Source organism: Celeribacter ethanolicus (assembly GCF_001550095.1).
Taxonomy (GTDB): domain Bacteria; phylum Pseudomonadota; class Alphaproteobacteria; order Rhodobacterales; family Rhodobacteraceae; genus Celeribacter; species Celeribacter ethanolicus.
This window is the reverse complement of record NZ_LRUC01000020.1, coordinates 22,128-48,082: the sequence shown is the minus strand read 5'-3', so window position 1 is coordinate 48,082 and position 25,955 is coordinate 22,128. Positions and strand designations below refer to the sequence as shown.

Here is a 25,955-nt window from a genome sequence, read left to right as displayed (position 1 = left end):
CGGGACAAGGCGTATGGAGACCCGCGCCGCCCTCGAATTTTCCGACCATTCCTCCCAAGGACAAAAACATGTGTTCCGAGACGACCACACCCGAGTATAAAGACACGCTCAATCTGCCGAAAACCGATTTCCCGATGCGCGCGGGCCTGCCGAACCGCGAGCCGGGCTGGCTGGAACGTTGGGCCAAGATCGACGTCTATGAGACGCTTCGCGCCAAGGGTAAGGCGGACGGTCGCCCATCCTTCGTGCTGCACGATGGCCCTCCCTACGCCAACGGGCATCTGCACATCGGCCACGCGCTGAACAAGACGATCAAGGACATCATCACGCGCTCGCATCAGATGATGGGGTTTGACGCGCGTTACGTGCCGGGTTGGGATTGTCACGGCCTTCCGATCGAATGGAAGATCGAAGAGAAATATCGCGAAAAGGGCAAGAACAAGGACGAGGTCCCGGTGGTGGATTTCCGCCAGGAATGCCGCGCCTTTGCCGATGAATGGGTGAACGTCCAGCGCGAGGAATTCAAACGGCTGGGTGTCTACGGCAAGTGGGACGATCCCTACCTGACGATGAATTTCCATGCCGAGGCGGTGATCGCCGAGGAGTTCATGAAATTCCTGATGAACGGCACGTTGTACCAAGGCTCCAAACCCGTGATGTGGTCGCCGGTCGAAGAGACTGCATTGGCCGAGGCCGAGGTCGAATATCACGACAAGGAAAGCCCGACGATCTGGGTGAAGTTCGCCGTCGCCAATGAGGGTGCGGACCTTCAGGGCGCCTATGTCGTGATCTGGACCACCACGCCCTGGACCATCCCGTCGAACAAGGCGGTGGTCTACGGTGCCGATTACAACTACGGCCTCTATGAGGTGACGGGCACGCCGGACGAATGCTGGCTCAAGGTCGGGGAGAAATATGTCCTCGCCGATAAACTCGCGGCGCAATGCTTTGCCAAGGCGCGCCTCGCCGAGGATCAATGGACCCGCGTGCGCGATGTGCCGACCTCTGAGTTCGAAGGCCTGTCGCTGTTGCACCCCCTCGCAGGGGCCGAGGGCAGCAATGGCGAATGGGACGGGTTGCGCGACTTCCGCGCTGCGCCCTTTGTCACCGATGACGAGGGCACCGGCTTTGTGCACTGTGCGCCGTCGCACGGGATGGAAGAATTCGAGCTCTACCGCGATCTCGGCATGCTCGAGCAGGTGATCACCTATAACGTCATGGACGACGGCAGCTTCCGCGAAGATCTGCCCTTCTTCGGCGGCAAGCGCATCCTGCGCGACAAGCCGAAGAAAGGCGATTGGGAGGGCGATGCCAACGCCGCCGTGATCGCCAAGCTGACCGAAGTGGGTGGTCTCATGGCGCGCGGTAAGATCAAGCACAGCTACCCGCATTCGTGGCGTTCGAAAGCCCCGGTGATCTTCCGCAACACGCCGCAATGGTTTGTCGCGGTCGACCGTAAACTCGATGACGGTATGGACACCTATGGCGATACGATCCGGACCCGCGCGCTAACCTCCATCGACCAACTGGTGAAATGGACGCCGCAGACCGGGCGCAACCGCTTGTACTCGATGATCGAGAACCGCCCGGACTGGGTGCTCTCGCGTCAACGTGCCTGGGGTGTGCCGCTGACCTGCTTCACCAAGAAAGGTCTGTTGCCGACCGAGGACGGGTTCCTTCTGCGCAATGACGAGGTCAACGCCCGCATCTCCGCCGCTTTCGAGGAAAAAGGCGCGGATGTCTGGTACGAAGAGGGCTTCAAGGAGCGCGTGCTCGGCAATGTCGTGAACCCGGATGAGTATGAACAGGTTTTCGACGTGTTGGACGTGTGGTTCGACTCGGGTTCAACGCATGCTTTCGTGCTGCGCGACCGCGAGGACGGCACGCCTGATGGCATCGCCGACGTGTACCTCGAAGGCACCGACCAACACCGCGGCTGGTTCCATTCGTCTCTCTTGCAGGCCTGCGGCACCAAAGGCCGTGCGCCCTATAAAAACGTTGTGACGCATGGGTTTACGCTGGATGAGAAGGGCATGAAAATGTCCAAATCTCTCGGCAATACCATCGTGCCGGAGCAGATCGTCAAACAATACGGCGCTGACATCCTGCGGCTTTGGGTGGCGCAGACGGATTACACCGCCGATCAGCGGATCGGGCCGGAAATCCTAAAAGGCGTGGCGGACAGCTACCGTCGTCTGCGCAACACCATGCGCTTTATCCTCGGCTCGCTCGGAGACTTCGATGAAGCCGACCGGATGCATTGTCGCGACATGCCGGAGCTGGAGCGCTGGGTGCTGCATCGTCTGGCCGAGTTGGACACCACGGTGCGCGAGGGCTACGAAACCTTCGATTTCTCCGGCGTCTGGCAGGCGGTGTTCAACTTTGCGACCGTCGATCTGTCCTCCTTCTATTTCGACATCCGTAAGGACGTGCTCTATTGCGACGGGGACACGGATCGTCGTCGCGCGGCGCTGACCGTGCTGGACATCCTGTTCCACCGTTTGACCACCTGGCTCGCTCCGATCCTCGTGTTCACGATGGAGGAAGTCTGGCTGGAACGCTTCCCGGGGGACGAAAGCTCCGTGCATCTCGTGGACTTCCCCGAGGCCGCGCCGGGCTGGCTTGATGGGGCTCTGGCCTCGAAATGGGCCGGTATCCGCAAGGCACGCCGCGTCGTGACCGCCGCCCTCGAAGTGCAGCGTCGTGACAAGGTGATCGGCGCGTCTCTCGAAGCCGCACCGACGGTGCATGTCGAGGATCAGGCGCTTCTGGCGGCGCTGAAATCCATCGACTTTGACGATCTCTGCATCACCTCCGGGATCACGCTCACGGGCGATCCGGCGCCGAACGAGGCCTTCCGCCTCGAAGGCGAGGTCGAGGGGATCGGCGTCGTTTTCGAGAAGGCCGAAGGGCAGAAATGTCAGCGTTGCTGGAAAATCCTGCCGGATGTGGGCACCCATGGTCACGCGGGTGTCTGCGGGCGCTGCGACGAGGCGCTTGGCTAAACGTCACGCGTTTCAGGCGCGCGGCCAGTATCGAACACACTGAAACGGGGCTTTCGGCCCCGTTTTTTCATTTCTCGCCCTTCGAGGGAGGTGCCTGACTTTTCACCCTGCGTCGCGGAACGCGTCCTCCACCCATTTCCATTCTTCATCGGTCAGAACGCCATCGCCGTCCTGATCGTAAAGCGCGACGATCTGCGCGAGTTGCGCAAGGAAATCTTCCTGAGTGATGCGTGTGACGGTTGCGACCTCTTGCAGTTTCGGTCGCTCACCCTCCGGTCCCGTGTCAGTCTCTGACATGTCATTCCCCGTTTTCCCCTGATCTTAGCTCAGCATAGGCAGAGAGAGGTGAACAAAAGGTGAGGAGGATTAAAGCGTCACGCCTTTTTCGCGCGCGGATGGGCGGCATCGTAAACTTCGAGCAGACGCGCCCCATCGACCGCCGTATAGGCCTGCGTCGTCGACAGAGAGGCATGGCCCAAAAGCTCCTGAATGGCCCGCAGATCGCCGCCCGCATTCAAGAGGTGCGTTGCAAAGGAGTGGCGCATGGCGTGGGGCGTGACGGAGGCGGGAAGGCCGAGTTGCATGCGCGCGGCTTCCGTCACCTTGGCGATCAGCCGGGGATTGAGCCCGCCGCCGCGTTTGCCGCGAAACAGCGGGGCGTCGGGCGTCATCTCATAGGGGCAAAGCCGGACATACTCGGCTACCGCACGGCGCGCGGCGGGCAGGACCGGCACGATCCGCTCCTTGTCGCCCTTGCCGACGATGCGGATCACCTCGCCCAAAGGCAGGGCATTCCCGGTCAGCGACAGAGCCTCTGAAATCCGCAACCCGCAGCCATAGAGCAGCGTCACCACGGCCACGTCGCGCGCCGCGATCCATGGCTCGTCATGCTGCATCTCGACCGTCGCCAGCATATCGCGGGCGGCATCCGGAGACAGCGGGCGTGGCAGTTTCTTTTGGAATTTCGGCGAGCGGGTGGACAGGATCGCGGTCGGATCGAACCCGTCGCGTTCGGCCAGCCAGCGAGTGAAAGTCTTGACCGCAGACAAGGACCGCGCCAGCGAGCGCGGCGCCACGCCCCGGCTGCGCTCATGCGCCATCCAGGCCCGCATGTCGGTGATCCTGAGCCGGGCGATCTGGGCCACGCCGAAGGTGCCGCCCTCATGCCCGGCCAGAAACGACAGCCAGCCGGAGACATCGCGCGCGTAGGCGGTGATCGTGTGCTCCGAGGCGGATTTCAGCGCTCGCTCGTGATCGAGCCAGCTCGAAAGCCGATCCCGCAAGCCGTCTGAAATCGCGAGGCTCATCCGAGGTAACGGCGCATCATCCGCTCGAACACACCGGCGAAGAAGGCCAGAAGATCGGTGCCCTGCGTCGGGCGGAACATATGCGGGTCCTCCGCGCCGAAGATGAGCAGGCCGGGCAGACGCCCGGGGCCGAGATCGAGCGTCATCAGCGCTTCGGAATGGACGAAGCCGTCACCGTGGATCAGATCGGCCTCGGGCGAGACCTGCCGCAGGGTGACGGGGCGCACGGGCACATTGCGGCCATAGGTGATATAGGTCTCGATGAAACCGGGCTCGGCGGTCAGTAGTACCTTGCCGAGTTTATGAATGGCGGGCTCTTCCTCGGTCACCTTGGTTTCGAGCAGAAGTTTCACGCTGTCGATCCTCAGCGTCTGGGCCACCTCGCCTGAGAGCGCGTTGAGGAATTCGGTGAATTGCGTCGGTTGCAAAAGCTGCAACACGGCGCGGTGAATCTGATTGGTCCCGGCGAGGTTCTCATAGGCGGCGGCGATCACGCCGCGATGGGTGTCCTCGAGCCGCCCAAGCCGCTCTTCGAGCCGCTCCATCGCCAGCCCGCGCAGATCGACCACATTGGCTCCGGTGCCGCGCTCATTGGCGGCGATCAGGGCGCGCATCACGTCCAGATCTTCGAGCACCATATCCGGGTCGGAGATGATCTTTTCGCGCAATTCATCGGCCAAGGGCGTGATCGCCCGGGGAAGCTGGGTACTCATGGTGCCTCGTCTACTGTCTCGATCCGCCGGTTTTCCGGTCGTTGTTTCGACTATGCCCGAAAACCGGGGGCGGGCGCAATTGTTTGTGGCCGCAGGCGGGGCCGTCCTCGCGTCAGGCATAAAAAATCCCCCGAACCTGTGGCGCGGGGGACTCTTTGATTTTTCTGAGCGGATCGGATCAGACGATCTTGATCCCGGCGTCTTCGGCGTCTTTCACGAACTGCGCCAGACCCTTGTCGGTGAGAACGTGGTTCGCCATGGCCTTGATCACGGCGGGCGGCGCGGTGATCACATCGGCGCCGATTTTCGCACAATCGGAAATGTGATTCACGCTGCGGATCGAAGCGGCGAGAATTTCGGTCTCAAACCCGTAATTGTCGTAAACCGTGCGGATGTCCTCGATCAACTCCAGCCCGTCGAGGTTGATGTCGTCGAGACGACCGACGAAGGGGGAGATGAAGGTCGCACCGGCTTTGGCCGCGAGGATCGCCTGATTGACGGAGAAGCAGAGCGTGACGTTGATCTGGTGACCTTCGCCGGAGAGCGTCTTGCAGGCTTTCAGGCCGTCGAGCGTCAGCGGAAGTTTGATCACCACGTTGTCGGCGATGGTCGCAAGCTTGCGGCCTTCGATGACCATGCTGTCGTAATCGAGCGCCACGACTTCGGCGGAGACGGGGCCGTCCACCATGTCGCAGATCTCTTTGGTGACTTCGAGGATGTCACGGCCGGATTTCTTGATCAGCGACGGGTTGGTGGTGACGCCATCGACAAAGCCCAGATCGTTGAGCTCGCGGATCGCATCGACATCAGCGGTATCGACAAAGAATTTCATGGGCGCTTCTCCTTTCGCCAAACTGTTAGCGCGTTCATAGTGCAATGTGGTTCACAGAGAAAGGGGGTGTGAGCTTGCGGGGGCTGGCTTGCCAGGTGCAAACCTCCTATCTCTGGGCCATGAATGACGATTTCTTCCCCGAAGGCGCGCTTGTCGCCGTGCTGACCACCGAACCCTTGGATCGGACGCTGGATTACAAAGCGCCCGAGGGCGGGGTCGAGCTTGGCGCCTATGTCGAAGTGCCTTTGGGGCCGCGCAAGGTTTTGGGCTGTGTCTGGGGGGCGGGGGCGGGGGGCTTCGATCTCTCCAAGGCGCGCTCTGTCTCGACCGTTCTCGATGTTGCGCCCATGCGCGAAGAAATGCGGCTTTTCCTAGAGAAAGTCGCGGCTTACACGTTGACGCCCATGCCCGCCATGCTGCGGCTGGCGACCCGTGCGCCGGGGCTGATGAACCCGCCGTCGATGCGCAAGGTGTACCGGCGGGGCGAGGGCCGCCCGCCGCGCGAGACCGACGCGCGGCGCAAGGTTCTGGACACTTTGGAAGAATACGGCGGGCTGGCCTTTACGCTCAAGGAACTGGCGGATGCGGCGGATGTGACGACGTCGGTGATCAAGGGGCTTCTGCCCTCGGGCGCGATCCTCGAAGAGGACACGCCGCGCGATCTGCCCTATCGCCGTCTCGATGCGGAGGCCCCCGGCAAAGACCTGACCGAGGCGCAATCGGAAGCCGCCGCTGCGCTCCGCGACTCAGTGGCCGCTGAACACTATTCCACGACGCTTCTCAAAGGCGTCACCGGCTCCGGCAAGACCGAAGTCTATCTCGAAGCCGTCGCCGAATGTCTGCGCCATGGGCGTCAGGCTTTGGTGCTTTTGCCGGAGATCGCGCTGACCTCCGCCTTTCTGACCCGCTTCGAGGAACGCTTTGGCGCACGCCCCGCCGAATGGCATTCGGGCGTGACCATGACCGAACGTCGCCGGGTTTGGAAAATGGTCGGCCAAGGCGGTGCGCAGGTGGTGATCGGGGCGCGCTCTGCGCTTTACCTGCCGTTTCAGAACCTCGGGCTGATCGTCGTCGATGAGGAGCATGACGGCTCCTACAAGCAAGAAGACGGGGTGCATTACAACGCCCGCGACATGGCGGTTTTGCGTGCGTCGCTCTGTTCGGCGGCGGTGGTTCTGGCTTCTGCGACGCCCTCGCTGGAAACATGGGCGAATGTCGAGGCCGGGAAGTACAAGCGCCTCGATTTGGAGAGCCGCTATGGCCCCGCCGTGATGCCCGATATGCACGCGATCGACATGCGGAGCGAGAAACTTCCGGCGACGCGGTTTATTTCTGACGCGCTGGTCGGCTCGGTGCGCAAGCGGATGGAGAAGGGCGAGCAGTCGCTCCTGTTTCTCAACCGTCGCGGCTATGCGCCGGTGACGATTTGCCGGGCCTGTGGCTATCAAATCCAATGCGACCATTGCGATGCGCGGATGGTCGAGCACCGGTTCCTCAAACGCCTCGTGTGCCACCAATGCGGCGAAACAAAACCGATGCCGGAGGCCTGCCCCTCCTGTGGCGTCGAAGGGCGTCTTGCCCCCGTCGGGCCCGGCGTGGAACGGCTGGCGGAAGAGGTGGCGGAGCGGTTTCCGGAGGCGAAATGCGCGGTGCTGTCGTCGGACCTCTTTGCCTCGGCGCGGGCTTTGAAGGAACAAATCCGGCTGATTGCCGAGGGCGACACGGATATCATCATCGGCACGCAATTGGTCGCCAAAGGGCACAATTTTCCGAACCTCACGCTTGTGGGCGTGATCGACGCCGATCTGGGACTGCAAGGCTCCGATCTGCGCGCCGCCGAGCGGACGTTTCAGCTGATGCGACAGGTGGCGGGGCGCGCGGGGCGGTCGGAGAAAAAGGGCGTGGCTTTGCTCCAGACCTATCAGCCGGAGCATCCGGTGATCCGGGCCATTCTCGCGGGCGATGAGGAAGGGTTTTGGCGCGCCGAGGCCGCCGAACGCAAGATGGCGGGCGTGCCGCCCTATGGCCGGATGGCGGGGATTATCCTGTCGGGGCCGGATTTGGCTGTGGTCTCCGATGTTGCCAATCATCTGGCGCGCATTGCCGGGCCTTTGCAGCGGATAAACGCCCAGCTTTTCGGCCCGGCACCTGCGCCGATTGCGCGGGTGCGCGGGCGGCATCGCATACGGCTCTTGGTCAAGGCCGACAAAAGCGCGCCGATCCAGGTGGCGATTTCGGAGTGGATCGGGCAGGTGAAACTGCCCGCCAATGTGCGTTTGCAGGTTGATATTGATCCGCAATCGTTCTGGTGAAAGGGGCGCTGCCCCTCACTTGGCACGGGTGCCCCGCGCCAAGCTCACCCCGGGATATTTTTAGACAAAAGAAAGTTTAACAGGCCAGTGCTGGATCTGCTTGCTTGTCTATCAAAAGCGTTGTGGCAATCGCGCCGATCCACATGCAGAACAGGGCGAGCCAGGCGGTGGCGGCGAAGACCGAACTGCCGGTGACGCCATTGCCGATGGCGCAGCCGCCCGCCAGCATCGCGCCGAAGCCCATGAGCACCGCCCCGATCATCGAGCGGCGCATGACGGGGACGGAATCGAAGCTTTGCCAGCGGAATTCACCCGCGATCATCGAGGCGGCAAAAGCGCCGATCACCACGCCCGGAACGAGGCCGACGTCAAATTCCAGAACGGCGTTGCGGTTGAGAAAGAACATCAGCGTGTTGGCCGAGGGGCCGGAGAATGTCACCGAAGAGACCGGCACGGGATCGAAGGCGACCTGCGCCAGTTGCCATGTGAGATACCAGCCGACCGCGACCGCAAAGCCCACGCCCGAGGCGAAAATCCATGTTTTCGGCCCGATTTGGTTTTTGACGGCGAGAAAGAGCGCGAGGGCCGCAAAGGCGAGGCCGAGGGCTAGGCCGGAGCCGCTTGGAAGGTGAAGTGCGTTCAGGAGATTGATGTTTTCGCTCCCGGTGATCGAGAGCGAGGCGAGCCGGTCGCGATAAGGCGAGAGGATGCCATGAAGGCTCATCTGGGCGGTGACGGCGAAGATCAGGCCCGAGACGACCGAGCGCAGATTGCCGGTGGAGGCGAGCACGAGCAAACGTCCCGAACAGCCGCGCGACATCACCATACCCGCGCCGAACATCAGCCCGCCGATGATCGCCCCGGACCAAGACCCGGGCACCGCCATGACGCGGGCGTCGGCTTCGCGGAACAGGCCCATAAGCTGGGCGCCTTGCACCCAGACGATGGCGGTGGAGAGCGTGAGGAACCAGACGGCGACCTTCGGGCCGAGGCGACCTCGGGCAAACTCGACCGTGGCTGCGCGCAGGCAGAACTGTGAGCGTTGCGCCGAGACGCCGAAAATAAGCCCGGTCAACAGGCCGAACAGAGCGGTCGTCGGGCTTTCCCCGATACCCTCGACAAGGGTCAGAATATCCATGGTTTTTCTCCTCCTTCCGCACACAGATTTAGTGCAAGTTTAAAGGGCTCTGTTCGCGATGCAACGATTTGGCTTTGATCAGGTTTCATGCCAATGTAATCAGTAATGCCGCAGGTATTGGAAGGTGAAGTGTTTTGAGATCGTTGTTTTCTCAGTTGCGAAACTATGCGCGAAGAAAGCGCGATGTCGGGAGGCAAATAAGACGAGATTCCGCCGAGACCAAACGGCGGGGCTCCGACGCGATTAACATGCGCCGCATGGAAGAAGCGCGGATTGCCAGGTGGGTCCGTGACAAGGGGGTGGATATTTTCAAAACCCGGGAAACGGCCCAAACGGCTTATTCCGTTCATCAGATGTGGACATGCAGGGATTGCAAGGGGGAGAACGAACGGTTTCTGGACGAGGTTGCCGGTCATCTCGAAAGCGTGCGTATGGAAATTCCGTTTTCATGTATCTGGTGTGGGGGGAAGGATACGTGGGGCTCAAGTGTGTCGTATTCTGGTGTGTCGCCGGAGGCGCTGGCCTATTGGATCGCACATGAGGATGAGTACTTCCTTTCTCAGGATGAAGATTTGATCCTTGCAGAATATGATACGCAGGCGCTCCTTGAGGCATTGGAACTTTGTGAGCCAAACGAAACTCGGTCTGCGAAAGGGCTGGATCTTGTGTCAGCACTCCTGGTCCAGTTTCGCGATGGGGACTGCACGGTACAGGAGGAGCCCATCTTGCGCGAGTGGTTGACTCACAACCGGGAGCGCTGGGATCACAATGGGCTTTGGGAGTATCTGCGTGAGGATGTGATCAGGAAACTCGGGAGCTGAGCGTTCGCACTCGGCACCCTGTGCAGGAAATCTCTCTGGGCAGGTCTCACGGCGTCTTTTATTGCGTATACATGAAAAACGCTCCCATCTCCCTCTCCGACGTCTCCCACCTGCCGCGCTGGCGGCGGCCGGAGTCCCTGTTGTTCCTGATGGCCTTCGCCATGCCTGTGGCTTTTGCCACATGGAACGCGCTTCTGAACAATTTCGTCATCGAGGTGGCGGGGTTCACGGGGGTCCAGATCGGCTGGCTTCATACGGTGCGGGAAATTCCCGGTTTTCTGGCCATCGGGGTGATCGCGCTGATCATGATCGTGCGCGAACAGGTTCTGGGCGTGGTGTCGCTTCTGCTTTTGGGGGCGGCGACGGCGGTGACCGCATGGTTCCCCTCATTGGGCGGGATCCTGACCATCACCATGCTCTCCTCCATCGGCTTTCACTATTACGAGACTGTGAACCAGTCGCTTCAGCTTCAATGGCTGCCGAAAGACCGCGCGCCCATTGTGCTCGGACGTCTGCTGGCGGCGGGCTCGGCGGCCTCTTTGGTGGCTTACGGGCTTCTCGTGCTGACGTGGAAGGCCTTCGATCTGTCCTACAATCTGGTCTATCTGGTCTCGGGCGGGTTTACCGCGCTCGTGGCGCTCTTCGCGCTTTACGCCTACCCACAGTTCGAAGCGCCCAATCCGCAGGCCAAGAAGCTCATCCTGAAACGTCGCTATGGGCTCTATTATGCGCTCCAGTTCATGGCGGGGGCCCGGCGGCAGATTTTCGTCGTCTTCGCGGCCTTCATGATGGTGGAGAAATTCGGTCTCGAGGTCGAACAGATCACGGCGCTGTTCCTGATCAATTATCTGGCCAATATGGTCATTGCCCCGATGATGGGGAAAATCGTCTTCATCAAGGGGGAGCGTTTTGTTCTCATGCTCGAATATATCGGGCTGACGCTGGTGTTCATGGCCTATGGCGGAATCTATTGGCTGGGCTGGGGCGTGCTCGTGGCCGCGGCGCTTTACGTCATCGACCACATGCTGTTCGGTCTGGCTTTCGCGCTCAAGACCTATTTCCAGAAGATCGCCGATCCCCAAGACATCGCCCCGACGGCGGCAGTGGCCTTTACGATCAACCATATCGCGGCGGTCTTCCTGCCGGCACTTCTGGGCTATCTCTGGGTGGTGTCTCCGGGTGCTGTTTTCGGATTGGCGGCGGCGCTGGCGATGGGGTCGGTGGGGCTGTCCGCGCTGATCCCGCGGCATCCGGAAAAGGGCAATGAATGGCGTCTTTTGCCGCGCGTGCCTGAGGTGGCTCCGGCGGAGTGAGCCTCCGGCCATTCGTGTGTGATGACGGGACGATTGGCGCAGGGCCGATTGCGGACTATATTGCAGGACAAACCGCACATACGGAGGACTGCCATGTTTGCCGCTCTGACCAGGAAACTCACCATGCCCACGCCCGATGAAGCGTTGCCGGGGCGTCCCGACGCGATCCCAACGGCGGAAGAGCATTTCGTTCTGCATGTGCCGCTTGTGGCACCGGTGCCCGAAGGCTGCGCGGAGGCGGTGTTCGGTATGGGCTGTTTCTGGGGCGTCGAGCGCATCTTCTGGCAGGTGCCGGGAGTGGTGAACACGGCGGTGGGCTATACCGCGGGCTATACGCCGAACCCGACCTATGAGGAAGTTTGCTCCGGCAAGACCGGCCACAACGAGGTGGTGCGCGTGGTCTACGATCCCACAAAGGTGAGTTACGCGACGCTTTTGAAGACCTTCTGGGAAAACCACGATCCGACCCAGGGCATGCGTCAGGGCAATGACCGCGGCACGCAGTACCGCTCCGGCATCTACTGGGCCTCTGACGCGCAGCGCCGTGAAGCGGAGGCGAGCCTTGCGGGCTATAACGTGTTGTTGCAGGACAAGGGCTTTGGAGCGATCACGACCGAGGTTTTGCCTGCGGGCGAGTTCTACTTTGCGGAGGACTATCATCAGCAATATCTCGCGAAGAACCCGAATGGCTATTGCGGCATTGGCGGCACCGGGGTGAGTTGCCCGGTCGGTTTGACGATGGAGCGTTCCGTGCAGTGGAACGAAGAGATGGAGCGGCCCGACAGTCCCGCGTAATTCGGCCAGAGCCGGCGGCGGGTTGTGAAAACCCCGCCGGGCGGCTAAGGCAGGGAAAACCACCCAGGGGAAACTTCCTAGAGAAAACCCAAGTCCGGAGTGCCGCCATGCCGACCTTTACCGCTTTCACCAAGACCAAGGGCAAAGCCCCCGCTGAAGCCATCGGCGACGCGCTCGAATTTCTCGATCCGGAACCGACCGGCGTCGGTGTCTTCGAGATCGAGGACGGATCGGGCCTTTGGGAGGTCGGCGCCTATTTTACCGAAGCCCCCGACGAGATCGCTCTGGCGCTTCTGGCCAAGGCCAACGATGCGCCGGATTTCGTCATCTCCGAACTGCCGGAAACCGATTGGGTCGCCAAGGTGCGCCGCGATCTGGCCCCTGTGGAGGCCGGGCGCTTTTATGTCTACGGCTCGCATGACGCCGACACGCTGCCCGCCGACAAGATCGGCCTGCTGATCGAGGCGGCCATGGCCTTTGGTACCGGGCATCACGGCACCACGCTTGGGTGTTTGAAAGCGCTCGATCATCTGATGGCGGAGGGGCAGAGCTTCGACAACGTGGCCGACATCGGTTGTGGCACGGCTGTGCTCGCGATGGCGGCGGCGAAAATCTCCGACAAGACGGTCTATGCCTCCGACATCGACGAGGTGGCGGTCGAAGTGGCCGAAAGCAACGTGCGTGCCAACGATCTTGCCGGTCGGGTGATCTGTCTCGAAGCTGCCGGGTTCAATCACCCGGTTCTGTCCGAGAAAGCCCCCTTCGATCTGGTCTTCGCCAATATCCTCAAGGGACCTCTGGTGGCGCTCGCTCCCGACATGGCGGCGAACGTGCGACCGGGCGGGCATGTGATTCTCTCCGGGATTCTCAATCCGCAGGCCGATGAGGTTGTCGAGGTTTATACACACTCCGGGTTCAATCTTGTCGAACGTCAGGAGATTGTTGACTGGACGACGCTAACGATGGCGCGAACTGCCTAAAAGCAAAGGGAAAAACCACCTTCTCGCCCCGTTTGCCCCAATTTCGCCACATTTCGCCGCAAGAATGTCTCAGTCGGTGGGGGCCGATGTTCACGAGGAGGCTGCCATGGCTTATGCCGGTTCGCAGCAATTGGAGAAACGGCTCACTCGCATTGAGGCGCGCAGGCGTGCTCTCAAGCGCGGTGTCGTTTATTCGGTTAACCAGGATGGTCTTATCATCGCCCGCCCGCGTCGTCGCGGGATGCGGCGGCCGCTCTATCTGGTGTTTTTCGCCCTTGCCGGGGTGATTGCCTTCAAGGCGGCACTTTATGCGAGCCTCGGAGCTGCGTCTTATGCGATGCGGGTTGATGAACTGGCGCAGGGGACGGCGGTTGAGCGCGCCGCGGCCTGGGTCATGCATGCCGACCAGATCACCGTCTGGCTGGCGCTTCAGGGCAAAATGCTTCTGAGCTGAGAAATATTCATCGGGGGTCGGATGGTTGTTTCCCTCCATGCCGCCCGATCCCTGCCACGTCAAAACCCGCACCGCCCTCCGGTGCGGGTTTTCACTTTTTATATCTGCTCGCGGCGGAGCCTCCGCAGTGGGCGGGCTGATCGCCGGTCATGCGGTCGCAGGGCTCGCCACCTTTGGCGGCGGATCAGCGCTCCGGTGGAAACGAGGGGCTTCAGGCAAACCAGCCTTGGCAAATGTTCTCGTTTCGTGCTAACCAATTCGTAACGAATAAAACGAGCAGGTGAGACCATGCGTGTGATGGGCATCGACCCCGGGCTGCGCAATATGGGTTGGGGCATCATTGATGTCGCAGGGCCCCGTATCAGCCATGTCGCCAACGGCATCTGCCGCTCGGCCTCTTCCGACGATCTCGCCACGCGGCTTTTGTCGCTCTTCGATCAGCTCACCGCCATCGTCGAGACCTACCGTCCCGACAGCGCCGCCGTCGAGCAGACCTTTGTCAACAAGGACGCCGTCGCGACGCTGAAACTCGGCCAAGCGCGCTCTGTTGCGCTTTTGGTTCCGGCGCGTGCGGGCATCCCCATCGGCGAATATGCCCCCAACGCGGTGAAAAAGACCGTCGTCGGCGTCGGCCACGCCGCCAAGCAACAGGTCGAACATATGATCAAGCTGCAATTGCCCGGAGCGAAACTCGAAGGCCCGGATGCCGTTGACGCCTTGGCCATCGCGATCACCCATTCCTATCACGCGCAATCCTCCTCGCGGCTGCAAGACGCGCTTAGAAAGGCCGCCTCATGATCGGCAAACTCACGGGTGTCATCGATTATATCGGCACGGATCACGTCCTGATCGACGTGCGCGGCGTCGGCTATATCGTCTATGTGTCTGAGCGCACGCGCATGTCGCTGCCGGGGCGCGGTGTGCCGGTCGCGCTTTACACCGATATGCTGGTGCAGGAGACCAATCTGCAACTTTTCGGCTTCACGTCCTTGTTGGAAAAAGAATGGTATCGCCTGCTGATTTCCGTTCAGGGCATCGGCTCGAAAGCCGCCATGGCGATCCTTGGCACGCTTGGACCGGAGGCGACGGGGCGGGCGATTGCGCTGGGCGACTGGACGGCGGTCAAGGCCGCTCCGGGGGTTGGCCCGAAGATCGCGCAGCGGGTGGTCAACGAGCTGAAGGACAAGGCGCCGGTGGTGATGTCGATGGGCGGCAAACTTTCGGAGGCTTTGGAAGCCCCCGAAGCCTCCGAAGTGATCGAAAGCGCCTCTCCCGCCGCGAAACCTGCGCCGAAGAAAGCGCCCGCGAAGGCCAATGCATCGGCAGAGGCCGAAGCCCTGTCCGCCCTGCAAAACCTCGGTTATTCTCCGTCTGATGCGGCGCAGGCCGTGGCGCAATCCGCGCAGGACGCGCCGGAGGCGGACACCTCCACCCTGATCAAAGCCGCGCTGCGCCTTTTGGCGCCGAAAGGGTAAGAGATGGAAAGCCCCGATCCCACTTTGCGCCCGGAGCGACAGCCGCAGGATGCCGACCGCGCCCTGCGCCCGCAGGCGCTGGAGGAATTCATCGGCCAACAGGAAGCCCGCGCCAACCTGCGCGTGTTCATCGAGTCTGCCAAGATGCGCGAAGAGGCGATGGATCATGTGCTGTTCCACGGCCCGCCGGGCCTCGGCAAAACCACACTGGCACAGATCATGGCGCGCGAATTGGGCGTGAATTTCAAAATGACCTCCGGGCCGGTTCTGGCCAAAGCCGGCGATCTGGCGGCGATCCTGACCAATCTTGAGGCCCGCGATGTGTTGTTCATCGACGAGATTCACCGGATGAACCCGGTGGTCGAAGAGGTGCTCTACCCGGCGATGGAGGATTTCGAGCTCGATCTGGTGATCGGCGAAGGCCCCGCCGCGCGCACCGTGCGGATCGAGTTGCAACCCTTTACGCTGGTGGGCGCGACCACGCGGCTCGGGCTTTTGACCACACCTTTGCGGGACCGCTTCGGCATTCCGACCCGGCTTCAGTTTTACACCACCGAAGAGCTGCACGAGATCGTCACCCGTGGGGCGCGGCTTTTGGGTGTGCCTGCGGATGCGGACGGGGCGCATGAAATTGCCAAACGCGCCCGCGGCACGCCGCGGATCGCCGGGCGACTTTTGCGCCGGGTGGTGGATTTCGCGGTGGTCGAGGGCGACGGGCGGATTACCAAATCTCTGGCCGACGGGGCGCTGACGCGGCTGGGCGTTGACCTGATCGGCCTCGATGGTGCGGACCGGCGCTATCTCGGGATGATCGCGGAGAATTACGGCGGCGGGCCTGTGGGCGTTGAGACTTTGGCGGCAGCGCTTTCCGAGAGCCGCGATGCCATTGAGGATGTGATCGAGCCCTATCTTTTGCAGCAGGGCCTCATTCAGCGCACCCCGCGCGGTCGGATGTTGACGCAGAAATCGTGGAAACATCTGGGGCTTGAGGCTCCGAAAGCGCCGGACCAGTCGGACCTGTTCGGAAAGTGAGTATTTGCGGCAGCAAAGGAAACGGATGGGGTTGACCTTTCCGGGGCGTTTGCGCGCAAATGGGTCAAATTCCTTTGAGGTGAGGGGCCATGCGTCTTTTCGTTCTGTCGTTCGTTCTGAGCGCTTTGCCGTGTGTCGCTTTGGCGGCAGATCAGGTGGAGACCTCGGTGGGCGTGGCCGAGATCTTGCCGCTCGGGCCGTTTGACACGGATGCGCTTTATCTCGCGGATGAGGCGGTCGATTTGCCGCAAGCGGCGGATCACCTCGACATTGCGGCGCAGGATGGGGATGTGTTGCTGATCCTCTTGGCCTCCGGCGGGACGGGCTGTCCGAAGCAATGGGTTTATGTCGATGCCGGGAGCGAGCCGGTTTGGGTTTCTGACATGTTCGGGACCTGTCACGACGACGGCAAAGCCTTGGTGACAGAGCGCGGGATCGAGGTGATCTCTCCGGCGACGGAGCCAGGTCAGAGTGGGGATGTGCGCTATTGGCTCGTGGGGCATGAGCTTCATGAGGAGCTGGGCCCTCCGAAATCGCTGGGCTTTACGCAGGTCGCCGAGTGGCAGGGGCAGCATCCGAAGCTTTTGGTCAACGATCCGGCTTGGGAGGGGCGGTTTCTTGCGACCGTAGGGCCGGTGGGCCTGCTCGATCTTCGGGCGCTCTTTGAGCAGGCGAGCTTGCTGGAGTGGCAAGGCGACTGGCTTGTGGCGAGTGGTTGCAAGACCGATGCCTGCGGTTCTCTCGAAGGCGCCTTGGCGATGAGCCGGGATGGGCATGCCATGGTGGCGGTGATCGACCGTTCGGAATTTGAGCCGCCCGCGGGGCTGCGGTTTTATGGCGATGCCCAGAACCAGCCGCTGCCGCAGGCGATCATTCAGGTGTTTGTCGATCACACCGAGTGAGATTTAGCCCAGAAGGTGTCCCATCTGCGCCACGGCCAGACGGTAGCCATTGATCCCGAACCCGGCCATGACCGCATCGGCGCGCATCGAGACATAGGAATGATGGCGGAAGGCCTCGCGTTTGTGGACCTGGCTGATATGGACCTCGATCACCGGGCCTTCGAAGGTGTTGAGCGCGTCGAGAATGGCGACCGAAGTATGCGTGTAGGCCGCCGGGTTGATGACGATGCCGGCGGCTTTTTCGCGGGCTTCATGGATCAGCTCGATGATCTCGCCCTCATGGTTCGACTGGGCGAAAACCACGTCGAGGTCATGCGTTGCGGCCTCGGCGGCACAAAGCGCCTCGACATCTTCGAGCGTGTCATGGCCGTAAATCTCCGGTTGGCGTTTGCCCAGAAGGTTCAGGTTGGGACCGTTCAGGATGTAGATCGTCTTGCTCATGATGTGCCTCGTCTTGTCTGTGTCGGAGGTTACGCGGGGCAGGGGTTGCCGCGCAAGTCGCGCTGTAGCAAAAGGACGGCAAGAGACGCGAGAGGGCCACATGAGCGAGATCACACCGGAACGTATCGAAGAGTTTTTCACCCGTTCGAACGGCGACTATGTCTTTGCGCGCTGGGGGCGGCCGATTGCGCCGGTTGTCTTTGGTGTCGAGGAAGAGACGCTGGTGACGGTGAAATCCGCCATCGAAGCCTGTGTCGCCATCGCGGGGCACCGGATCGAGGAAATGGACCCGGAGTTGGGCAGCAACCTCATGGTGTTTTTCCTGTCCGATTGGGCGGAGCTGTTGGATGTGCCGCATATGGGCGATCTGATCCCCGATTTGGAGGCACGGGTGGCGACACTCCAAGAGCGCGGCGCGCATCAGTACCGGGCGTTTCGGTTTGACGACCAAGGTGCGATCAAGGCCTGTTTTACCTTCGTGCGCATGGGCGGCGCGATGGATGAGGTGCCTGCCGAGGTGATCGCGCTGAGCCAGGCGGTGCAGGCGATGCTTCTGTGGTCGGATGTGGAATTCACTCAGGACAGCCCGCTGGCCGTTGCGCCCGAGGGCACGGTGGTGCGCCCGGATGTGGCTAATGTGCTGCGTGCGGCCTACGATCCGATGCTGCCCAATGCTGCGCGGGAGGCGTCACATGCGCTTAGGCTCTACGCGCGGGTGATTGCGGGATGACAGGCCGGTGAGAGTCTTTGTCGGCATTCCTCTGCCGGAAGATTTGCGCGACCGGCTTGAAGAACTGGCGGCGGGGCTTCGGTTCGGGCGGGCCGTGCCGGCGGAGAATATGCATATCACGCTCGCGTTTCTCGATGAGCAGCCGGAAGAGCTTCTGGCCGATCTGCATGAGGCGTTGTCCGGGCTGTATCTGTCTGCGCCTGAGATCGCCATCGACGGGCTCGACCTCTTCGGTAGCGACAAGCCGCGCCTGCTCTTTGCCGCCGTGCGGCCAAATGAGGCGCTCAGCGATTTGCACAAGAAAGTCCGGCAGGCAGCGCGGGCGGTTGGCATCGAACTGTCGCACAAAAGGTTCCGCCCGCATGTCACCCTGCGCCGGTTTCAACGGCTGGGCTTTGGCGAGCGCGATGAGCTTGAACGGTTTCTTATGGTGAACGGGGACTTTCATGCCCCCGCGTTCCGCCCCGCTAGTTTTGATATGGTCCAGTCTCTCCTGAGCCATGAAGGCGCGCTTTATGAGACCCTTGCGAGCTATCCGCTCGGCCAATAGGGTCGTGACCAAAACGAAAGGCCAAGACGATGACCCACAGATTTCCCGTCCATGTCTATTACGAGGACACCGATCTCGCGGGCATCGTCTATTACGCCAATTACCTCAAGTTTATTGAACGCGCGCGCACCGAATGGGTGCGCGATCTGGGCATTGATCAGGTCAAGCTGAAGGAGGAGGATGGGATCGTCTTTGCCGTCCGCCGGGTCGAGGCGGATTACCTCGCGCCTGCGAAATTCGATGACGATCTCACTGTGGAAACCGCTTTGGAGGCCATGACAGGGGCGCGGATCGTGATGACCCAGGTGGTCAAACGCGGCGAGGATGTGCTGTTTTCGGCACAGGTGACCATCGTGGCGCTCACCGCAACCGGTCATCCGGCGCGTCTTCCGGCAAATCTCCGCCGAAATCTGCACTGAACTGTCGAAATTCCGCAAATTCCTGCCTCGCCTCACATGTTCGTGTTGGCGCTCCCCCTGACGATGCGATAGAATCGGGGGTAATGATGAGAGCCGTGCAAATGCGGCCCATAAAGGCGATTAAAGAGCAGGTTCATGGACCAACAAACCCTTGCGATGGCGCAGGAGATCGACTTCTCCTTGCTCGCGCTTTTCATGCGCGCCACCTTCACCGTGAAAATCGTGATGCTGATGCTGATCGTGGCCTCTTTCTGGTCATGGTCGATCATCATCCAGAAATTCATTTCCTACAAAAAAGCCCGTGCCGAGGCGGCGGCTTTCGATCAGGCCTTCTGGTCGGGCGAGCCGTTGGATGAGCTGTATGACCAGATCTCCGGCGGGCCGATGTCTGCGCCGGAGCGGGTGTTTTCTGCGGGCATGACCGAATGGCGTCGCTCGCATCGCGCAGATGGCGGGCTGATCGCAGGCGCCCAGTCGCGGATCGACCGGTCGATGGATGTGGCCATCGCCAAAGAGAGCGAAGAGATGACCAAAGGTCTGTCCTTCCTCGCGACCGTCGGTTCCACCGGGCCGTTCGTCGGTCTCTTCGGCACCGTTTGGGGGATCAAGACCGCGTTCGAAGACATCGCCATGGCGCAGTCCACCAACCTTGCCGTTGTGGCACCGGGGATCGCGGAGGCGCTTTTGGCAACCGCGCTCGGTCTTCTCGCGGCTATTCCGGCGGTGATCTTCTACAACAAGCTGAACGCCGACAGCGAACGTATCCTTGGCGGCTACGAGGCCTTTGCCGACGAATTCGCCACCATCCTGTCGCGCGAGCTGGACAGTTAAGATGGGTGCCGGTGTCATTCAGAAATCGGGGGGAGGCGGTCGCAGAGGGCGCCGTCGTCGCCCCGCCGCGATGAGCGAGATCAACGTCACGCCTTTCGTCGACGTCATGCTCGTTTTGCTGATCATCTTCATGGTGGCCGCGCCGATGATGACCGTGGGTGTGCCCATCGAGCTGCCGGAAACGGCGGCAACGGCCCTGCCGCAGGAAGAACAGGAACCGCTGACCATCACGCTCACCGCCGATGGGCAGGTTCTCTTGATGGCGAACGAGACCCCCGAAGAGGATCTTGTGACCAAGCTCAAAGCCATCGCCGCCGAGCGTCAGGACGATAAAATCTTCCTGCGCGCCGACGGATCGGTGCCCTACGCTCGTGTGGCTCAGGTGATGGGAGCATTGAACGCGGGCGGGTTTCGCTCCATCGGTCTTGTGACCGAGCAGGGCGGGCCACGTCTCGACGGGTCCGGAAACTAAGGGGCAAAACGCGTGAACGCGGGCCAATATATCTCCGGCGCGGGCCATATCGGCCTGATTGCCTATGTGCTGTTCGGGGGGCTGTTCCTGCATCCCGAGGAGCCTTCGGACGTGTCCGTACAGGAGGTGGCGCTGATCTCCGAGAGCGAATACGCCGCCCTCGTGGCGCAGAGCACGGCGCCCGACACTTATGAGGTGGCCCCGGAGATGCGCGCGCCGGAAACGGAAAGCGCGCCGGAAGTGAGCCAGCCCGCAGAGACGAAGCCCTCGCCGAGTACACCGGAGACACCGCCGCCCACCGCGCCCGAGCCGAAGCCCGTCACGCCGGAGGCTGTGACGCCGCCGGTCGAGGTGCAGCCGACGCCGCCGAGTCCGCAGGCCGAACCGGAGATTTCGCTCGAGGATCCGGGTGCGGGCCTGCCCGACATTCCGGATCGCAAACCGACGCCACGCCCGGTGCCGCGTATCGCCGATCAGGTGGTGACTGCGCCCGAACCGCAGCCGGAAATTTCCGATGCGCCGGTCGAAGCCGCCAATGAGGAAAGCGAGAGCCCCGAGGTGGTCGAAGAGAAGGTCGAGGAAGCCGCGCCACAGGAGACGACGACAGAGATCGTGACCGAGGCCGAGAAGCCTTCGGGTATGTCGACCTCGCCGCGTCCGAAATCGCGCCCGGCCAATCTGGCGGCGCAGGCGGCAGCGGCGGAGAAGGCGCAGGAGACGCCGAAACCCGCCACGCCGATGGCTGAGCCGGAAGCCGAGCCGAAACAAGACAGCTCCGACGCCGTGGCCGAAGCCGCAGCGGCGGCCGCCGCCGCCCTTGCCGCCGAGAGCGTCGGAAGCCCCGCCGCCCCCGAACGTCCGGTCGGTCCACCGCTCACGGCAGGGGAGCGCGAGGGCATGCGTGTGGCCGTGTCGCAATGCTGGAACGTCGGCGCGATGTCGACCGATGCGATGCGCACCGTGATCACGGTCAGTGTCGCGATGAATGAAGACGGCACCCCGCAAGGCGGTTCCATCAAGCTCCTGTCCCACACGGGCGGCACGGAGGCGGGCGCGACAGCCGCTTTCGAGGTGGCCCGACGCGCGATTATCCGCTGTGGGGCTAAAGGATTCCCCTTGCCGGTGGAAAAATATGCCCATTGGCGCAATATCGAAATGACGTTCGATCCCGAACAGATGAGGTTTAAATGAAACGCCTGACCGCTTTTGCCTGTGCTGCCGTTGCCGCGCTGTCCCTGGGGAGCACTGCGCCTGCGTTGGCGCAGGATCCGGGGCCGCTGAAACTCGACATCACGCGCGGTGTGATCGAACCCCTTCCGCTCGCCCTGCCGGATTTTGTGGCCGAGACGCCGCAGGCCGCCGATTATGCCCGGCAGATCTCCGAAGTGATCGCCGCCGATCTCGTGGGCACCGGGTTGTTCCGGGAAATTCCGTCCTCGGCCTATATCTCGCAGGTGACGAATTTCGGCGCTGCCGTGCAATATGCCGACTGGAAAGCGATCAACGCGCAGGGGCTGGTGACCGGGGCTGTGAGCATGGACAGCGCGGGCAACCTGTCGGTCAAGTTCCGGGTCTTCGACGTCTATGCCGAAGCGCCGCTGGGTTCCGGGTTGCAACTCGGCGGTTCGACCACGAGCTGGCGCCGGATCGCGCATAAGGTGGCCGATGTGGTCTATTCCCGGATCACCGGCGAGGGCGGTTATTTCGACAGCCGCGTGGTCTTCGTGTCGCAGACCGGGCCGAAGAACGACCGCAAGAAACGCCTAGGCGTGATGGATTACGATGGGGCGGGGCTTCAGTACCTGACCGACGACCATTACATCGTCTTCGCACCGCGTTTTTCCCCCACGGGCGACCGGGTGCTCTACACCTCCTATGAAACCGGCACGCCGCAGATCATGATGCTCGACGTCGGCACGGTGACGCGCACGCGCCTGCCGGTTCCGGCCGAATCCGTGACCTTTGCGCCGCGGTTCTCGCCCGACGGACGCTCCATCGTCTATTCCATGTCCACGGGGTCGAACACCGATCTCTACCGTATGGACATCGCCTCGTCGCAGATCACCCGGCTGACCAACACGCCTGCCATCGAGACCGCGCCGAGTTTTTCGCCCGATGGTACGCAGATCGTGTTCGAATCCGACCGTTCCGGCACGCAGCAACTTTATATCATGCCCGCGGGCGGCGGTGAGGCGCGGCGGATCTCTTCGGGGATCGGGCGCTATGGCACGCCGGTGTGGTCTCCGCGCGGTGATCTCATTGCTTTCACGAAACAAAATCAGGGTCGGTTCCACATCGGCGTGATGCGCACCGACGGCTCTGAAGAGCGCCTGCTGACCGCGTCCTTCCTCGACGAAGGCCCGAGCTGGGCGCCCAATGGCCGGGTGATCATGTTCACCCGGGAAAGTCAGGGCACGGGCGGCGAAAGCGCGCTTTACACCGTAGACATTTCCGGGCGGAACCTGAAACGTGTGCCGACCACGGCGGGCGCTTCCGATCCGGCCTGGTCGCCGCTGTTGAAGTGAAATTTGCGTGTCGGATAAGTGTCGGCCTTGCGTCGGACTTTTGTCGGACCCCGTTCCACGGGGGCATGGCGCACCGATGTGTTGTCTGCGCCGCCCGGATGGGCAAAACGTTTAAGTGAAATTCTGCACCCTCCCCAAGTCCAGGGGAGGCTGCTATAGTCCAAACCAGAGCAGTTCCGAGCCTCCCAAAGGATCATCCATGTCCCAGTTTCTGACCTCCAAAGCCTCCCGCGCGTTTCTTCTTGTCGCGGCCCTTGGCCTTTCCGCCTGTACCAACCCCGGCCGTTTCGGCAACAACGGCAGCTCTTCCGCCAATGGCGTCGGTGCCAATGGCCTGATGGACGGGTCGGTGTCCGATCCGACCTCGATCGCCTATTTCAACCAGACCGTGGGCGACCGCGTGCTTTTTGCCGTGGACCAATCTACGGTTTCGGATGAGGCGCGCACCATTCTGGCCGGTCAGGCCAACTGGCTGAACAGCAACCCGGGATACACCGCGATCATCGAAGGCCATGCCGACGAACAGGGCACCCGCGAATACAACTTTGCGCTTTCCGCCCGCCGCGCCGCCTCGGTTCAGGATTACCTGATCAGCCAAGGCGTCGCCCCCTCGCGCCTGAAAACCATCCCCTACGGCAAGGAGCGCCCGCTCGCCGTCTGTTCGGATGAAAGCTGCTACAGCCAGAACCGTCGCGCGGTGACTGTGCTCGCCGCTGGCGCAGGCATGTAAGCGAAAAGGGAGAGTTTGCGATGAAAGCGACGATCTTTGGCGCGGCGCTGGCGCTGAGCTGCGTTGGCGGTGCTCTCTGGGCGCAGGATGCGCAGACGCTGGCGGATATTCGTCAGGAGGCGGCTGTGCTGTCCGTCGAGATCAACAAGCTCAAGCGCGAGCTCTCCACCACCGGCGCGCCGAACACGCAGTTCGCGGGTACCGATACGCTTCAACGCGTCGATCTGATGGAGGCGTCTCTGGCCAATCTGACGGCGAAGCTCGAAGCGTTGGAGTTCCGCATCGACCGGGTGGTCAAGGACGGCACCAACCAGTTGGACGACCTGAATTTCCGGCTTTGCGAGCTGGAGAGCGGTTGCGATGTCGGCAACCTGCCGCCGCTGAGCCCTTTGGGCGGTGAAACCGCTGAGACCGGGGCCACAGATGTGATCGTTCCGGGACCGGGGGCGAATATGGATGACGGCAGCAATCTTGCCATGACCGAACAGAGCGATTTCGATGCCGCCAAGGCGCTTTATGACCAAGGCCAGTATCAGGCGTCTGCCGACGCTTTTGCCACCTTTGCCCAGACCTACACCGGCGGTTACCTGACCGCCGAAGCGCATTACATGCGGGGCGAGGCTCTGACGGCGGCGGGCGATACCGCCAATGCGGCGCGGGCCTATCTCGACAGTTTCTCCGGCAACCCGGAAGGCGAGCGCGCGCCCGATGCGCTTTTGAAACTGGCGGGCGCTTTGGGCAAGCTGGGCCAGACCGACAAGGCCTGTGTCATGTATGGTGAGGTTGGTGCCCGTTTCCCGGGGTCGACCGCTGCGGCGCAGGCTCCGACGGAGGCGCGCGGCTTCGGCTGCCCGTAAGCACATGACCGGGGTGGAGACGAACCGGGCGATGTTGCGCCATTTCGTGGCCACCGCCTTTGCCTTCGAGAAACCCGATCATCTGGCCGTGGCCGTCTCCGGCGGTGGAGACAGTATGGCTTTGCTGCATCTGCTGAGTGAGTGGGCGCGCGAAGAGAAAGTGCGGCTTCAGGCGGTGACGGTGAACCACGGGCTGCGCCCGGAGGCCGCAGAGGAAGCGCGGTTCGTGGCCGAGGTGTCCGAGCGGCTTCGGATCAGGCACACGACATTGAACTGGGCCGGGAAGACGGCGGACGGAAATCTTCAGGACGCGGCGCGACGTGCGCGGTATCGGCTCATGGCGGACTGGGCCAAGGGGCAGGGGATTTCCACCATCGCGCTGGCGCATACCGCCGACGATCAGGCGGAGACGTTTTTCATGCGTCTGGCGCGGGCGTCGGGGATCGACGGGCTGACGGGGATGCAGCGACGGCGGGTGTCGGACGGCATCACCTGGGTGCGGCCGCTGTTGATGCAGGAACGGTTTGAGCTTCGGCAATATCTGCGGGAGCTGCGCGAGCCCTGGGTGGACGATCCGTCGAATGACGATGAGGCCTATGAGCGGGTGAAGGCGCGGCGCGCGATGGCGGAACTGACGAAGCTCGGAATTGATGCGCATGTGGTGGGGCGGGTGATGGATCACCTGTCACAGGTGCGTTCCGCTCTGGATTTTGCGACTCACGACCATGCGCTCGATTGCGTGACCGAAGATCGTGGCGATCTGATCCTCGACCGGCGACGGTTTGCCGAGGGCGCGCCGGAGGTGAACCGGCGTCTGGTGGAAGCGGCCCTGCGGTGGATTTCCTCGGCGGATTACGGCCCAAGGGGCATGAAATTGCAGGAATTTCTCTCCGCGATGATGCGCGGTCGCGATGCGACGCTGCATGGCGTGCGGCTTTTGGGTGGCAAGGAGAGCTTTCGGCTCACGCGCGAGCATGCCGCCGTGGCGGGCACCGTGGCCTTGCCCGGCGCGCTTTGGGATGGGCGCTGGATTGTCGAAAGCGTTGAAAATCAAGACGGTATCGTGCGTGCGTTGGGGGAAGACGGCTTGTTGCAACTGGGCGAGCGGCCCGCGACTGCGCCGCCGCGTGAAAGCCTGATCGCGTCTCCGGCGCTGTTTGTGGGCAATACGCTGATCGCGGCCCCTCTGGCGGGTCACGGTCCGGCGACAGCGCGTCTCGTTCCGGCGAAGGGCGGTTTCCATACTGCGCTTTTATCGCATTGAACTTGGCCTCATGATCCCTATTTTATAGGGAACCCCGCGCGCGCGACCGGGTTCGGT

Annotated in this window: 27 protein-coding genes; 21 read left to right on the top strand and 6 right to left on the bottom strand. The window is 62.2% G+C overall.

From position 1 onward, the window contains the following. Window positions 1-68: 68 nt before the first annotated feature. A complete protein-coding gene (gene ileS / locus NH195_RS09645) occupies window positions 69-3,005 on the top strand; it encodes an isoleucine--tRNA ligase (RefSeq protein ID WP_066705988.1) in 2,937 nt (978 codons plus the stop codon). A gap of 102 nt (window positions 3,006-3,107) precedes the next feature. Here ileS and NH195_RS09640 read toward each other — a convergent pair whose 3' ends face one another. The 4 genes from NH195_RS09640 to fsa form a co-directional block, all read right to left on the bottom strand. Next, on the bottom strand, window positions 3,108-3,302 hold the full coding sequence (locus NH195_RS09640) for a hypothetical protein (protein ID WP_066705986.1): 195 nt from the start codon (window positions 3,300-3,302) through the stop codon (window positions 3,108-3,110). Window positions 3,303-3,379: 77 nt separating this feature from the next. Further along, window positions 3,380-4,312, bottom strand: coding sequence for a tyrosine recombinase XerC (locus NH195_RS09635; RefSeq protein WP_066705984.1), 933 nt, complete (start codon window positions 4,310-4,312; stop codon window positions 3,380-3,382). After that, window positions 4,309-5,025 (bottom strand): DUF484 family protein, encoded by a 717-nt coding sequence (locus NH195_RS09630; protein WP_066705982.1) that lies wholly within the window; start codon window positions 5,023-5,025, stop codon window positions 4,309-4,311. Before NH195_RS09630 ends, NH195_RS09635 begins: the two co-directional genes overlap by 4 nt. 178 nt (window positions 5,026-5,203) lie before the next feature. After that, window positions 5,204-5,857: a fructose-6-phosphate aldolase gene (gene fsa, locus NH195_RS09625; protein ID WP_066705980.1), complete on the bottom strand. Its 654-nt coding sequence runs from the start codon at window positions 5,855-5,857 to the stop codon at window positions 5,204-5,206. A gap of 119 nt (window positions 5,858-5,976) precedes the next feature. On the opposite strand from fsa, the gene NH195_RS09620 reads away from it, so the two are divergent. Further along, the gene (locus tag NH195_RS09620) at window positions 5,977-8,169 is read left to right on the top strand and encodes a primosomal protein N' (RefSeq protein WP_066706374.1); all 2,193 of its coding nucleotides are present in this window, start codon (window positions 5,977-5,979) and stop codon (window positions 8,167-8,169) included. Window positions 8,170-8,245: 76 nt separating this feature from the next. On the opposite strand, the gene NH195_RS09615 is transcribed toward NH195_RS09620, so the two are convergent. Beyond that, window positions 8,246-9,307, bottom strand: coding sequence for a YeeE/YedE family protein (locus NH195_RS09615; protein WP_066705978.1), 1,062 nt, complete (start codon window positions 9,305-9,307; stop codon window positions 8,246-8,248). Window positions 9,308-9,555: 248 nt separating this feature from the next. On the opposite strand from NH195_RS09615, the gene NH195_RS09610 reads away from it, so the two are divergent. The 9 genes from NH195_RS09610 to NH195_RS09570 all read left to right on the top strand — a co-directional run bounded on the left by NH195_RS09610 (window position 9,556) and on the right by NH195_RS09570 (window position 17,079). Continuing rightward, window positions 9,556-10,128, top strand: a complete 573-nt coding sequence (locus tag NH195_RS09610; protein WP_155846132.1) for a hypothetical protein — start codon at window positions 9,556-9,558, stop codon at window positions 10,126-10,128. 71 nt (window positions 10,129-10,199) lie between these two features. After that, on the top strand, window positions 10,200-11,441 hold the full coding sequence (locus tag NH195_RS09605) for an MFS transporter (RefSeq protein WP_066705974.1): 1,242 nt from the start codon (window positions 10,200-10,202) through the stop codon (window positions 11,439-11,441). Window positions 11,442-11,534: 93 nt separating this feature from the next. Beyond that, window positions 11,535-12,236 (top strand): peptide-methionine (S)-S-oxide reductase MsrA, encoded by a 702-nt coding sequence (gene msrA, locus NH195_RS09600; protein ID WP_066705972.1) that lies wholly within the window; start codon window positions 11,535-11,537, stop codon window positions 12,234-12,236. 107 nt (window positions 12,237-12,343) lie between these two features. Then, a complete protein-coding gene (locus NH195_RS09595) occupies window positions 12,344-13,216 on the top strand; it encodes a 50S ribosomal protein L11 methyltransferase (RefSeq protein WP_066705969.1) in 873 nt (290 codons plus the stop codon). A 64-nt stretch (window positions 13,217-13,280) separates the two neighbouring features. Further along, the gene (locus NH195_RS09590) at window positions 13,281-13,670 is read left to right on the top strand and encodes a hypothetical protein (protein WP_162265861.1); all 390 of its coding nucleotides are present in this window, start codon (window positions 13,281-13,283) and stop codon (window positions 13,668-13,670) included. 288 nt (window positions 13,671-13,958) lie between these two features. After that, the gene (gene ruvC, locus NH195_RS09585; RefSeq protein ID WP_066705966.1) at window positions 13,959-14,468 is read left to right on the top strand and encodes a crossover junction endodeoxyribonuclease RuvC; all 510 of its coding nucleotides are present in this window, start codon (window positions 13,959-13,961) and stop codon (window positions 14,466-14,468) included. Then, on the top strand, window positions 14,465-15,145 hold the full coding sequence (ruvA, locus tag NH195_RS09580) for a Holliday junction branch migration protein RuvA (RefSeq protein ID WP_066705964.1): 681 nt from the start codon (window positions 14,465-14,467) through the stop codon (window positions 15,143-15,145). The genes ruvC and ruvA overlap by 4 nt, the downstream gene beginning before the upstream one ends. Before the next feature lie 3 nt (window positions 15,146-15,148). Next, window positions 15,149-16,177, top strand: a complete 1,029-nt coding sequence (gene ruvB / locus NH195_RS09575) for a Holliday junction branch migration DNA helicase RuvB (protein WP_066705962.1) — start codon at window positions 15,149-15,151, stop codon at window positions 16,175-16,177. Window positions 16,178-16,266: 89 nt separating this feature from the next. Continuing rightward, window positions 16,267-17,079, top strand: coding sequence for a hypothetical protein (locus tag NH195_RS09570; RefSeq protein WP_066705961.1), 813 nt, complete (start codon window positions 16,267-16,269; stop codon window positions 17,077-17,079). 3 nt (window positions 17,080-17,082) lie between these two features. Here the strand turns inward: NH195_RS09570 and aroQ are convergent, their stop codons facing one another. Beyond that, window positions 17,083-17,520, bottom strand: coding sequence for a type II 3-dehydroquinate dehydratase (aroQ, locus tag NH195_RS09565; protein WP_066705959.1), 438 nt, complete (start codon window positions 17,518-17,520; stop codon window positions 17,083-17,085). A 100-nt stretch (window positions 17,521-17,620) separates the two neighbouring features. On the opposite strand from aroQ, the gene NH195_RS09560 reads away from it, so the two are divergent. From NH195_RS09560 to tilS, 10 genes are all read left to right on the top strand, one after another. Beyond that, entirely contained in the window at window positions 17,621-18,250 is a 630-nt protein-coding gene (locus NH195_RS09560; RefSeq protein ID WP_066705957.1) for a hypothetical protein, read from the top strand. Between the two features lie 7 nt (window positions 18,251-18,257). Continuing rightward, window positions 18,258-18,800 (top strand): RNA 2',3'-cyclic phosphodiesterase, encoded by a 543-nt coding sequence (thpR, locus tag NH195_RS09555; protein ID WP_066705955.1) that lies wholly within the window; start codon window positions 18,258-18,260, stop codon window positions 18,798-18,800. A gap of 29 nt (window positions 18,801-18,829) precedes the next feature. Next, window positions 18,830-19,219, top strand: coding sequence for a tol-pal system-associated acyl-CoA thioesterase (gene ybgC / locus NH195_RS09550; RefSeq protein WP_066705953.1), 390 nt, complete (start codon window positions 18,830-18,832; stop codon window positions 19,217-19,219). Window positions 19,220-19,354: 135 nt separating this feature from the next. Beyond that, window positions 19,355-20,050 (top strand): protein TolQ, encoded by a 696-nt coding sequence (gene tolQ / locus NH195_RS09545; protein WP_066705951.1) that lies wholly within the window; start codon window positions 19,355-19,357, stop codon window positions 20,048-20,050. 1 nt (window position 20,051) lies between these two features. After that, window positions 20,052-20,522, top strand: a complete 471-nt coding sequence (gene tolR / locus NH195_RS09540) for a protein TolR (RefSeq protein ID WP_066705949.1) — start codon at window positions 20,052-20,054, stop codon at window positions 20,520-20,522. A gap of 12 nt (window positions 20,523-20,534) precedes the next feature. Beyond that, window positions 20,535-21,713, top strand: a complete 1,179-nt coding sequence (locus tag NH195_RS09535; RefSeq protein WP_066705947.1) for a hypothetical protein — start codon at window positions 20,535-20,537, stop codon at window positions 21,711-21,713. Continuing rightward, window positions 21,710-23,047: a Tol-Pal system beta propeller repeat protein TolB gene (gene tolB, locus NH195_RS09530; protein ID WP_081423861.1), complete on the top strand. Its 1,338-nt coding sequence runs from the start codon at window positions 21,710-21,712 to the stop codon at window positions 23,045-23,047. Before NH195_RS09535 ends, tolB begins: the two co-directional genes overlap by 4 nt. Before the next feature lie 199 nt (window positions 23,048-23,246). Next, window positions 23,247-23,777 carry a peptidoglycan-associated lipoprotein Pal gene (gene pal, locus NH195_RS09525; protein ID WP_066705945.1) on the top strand — a complete coding sequence of 177 codons (531 nt, stop codon included), beginning with the start codon at window positions 23,247-23,249 and terminating at the stop codon, window positions 23,775-23,777. 20 nt (window positions 23,778-23,797) lie between these two features. Beyond that, a complete protein-coding gene (gene ybgF, locus NH195_RS09520; protein WP_066705943.1) occupies window positions 23,798-24,634 on the top strand; it encodes a tol-pal system protein YbgF in 837 nt (278 codons plus the stop codon). 4 nt (window positions 24,635-24,638) lie between these two features. Continuing rightward, entirely contained in the window at window positions 24,639-25,898 is a 1,260-nt protein-coding gene (tilS, locus tag NH195_RS09515; protein ID WP_066705941.1) for a tRNA lysidine(34) synthetase TilS, read from the top strand. The last annotated feature ends 57 nt before the right edge of the window (window positions 25,899-25,955 follow it).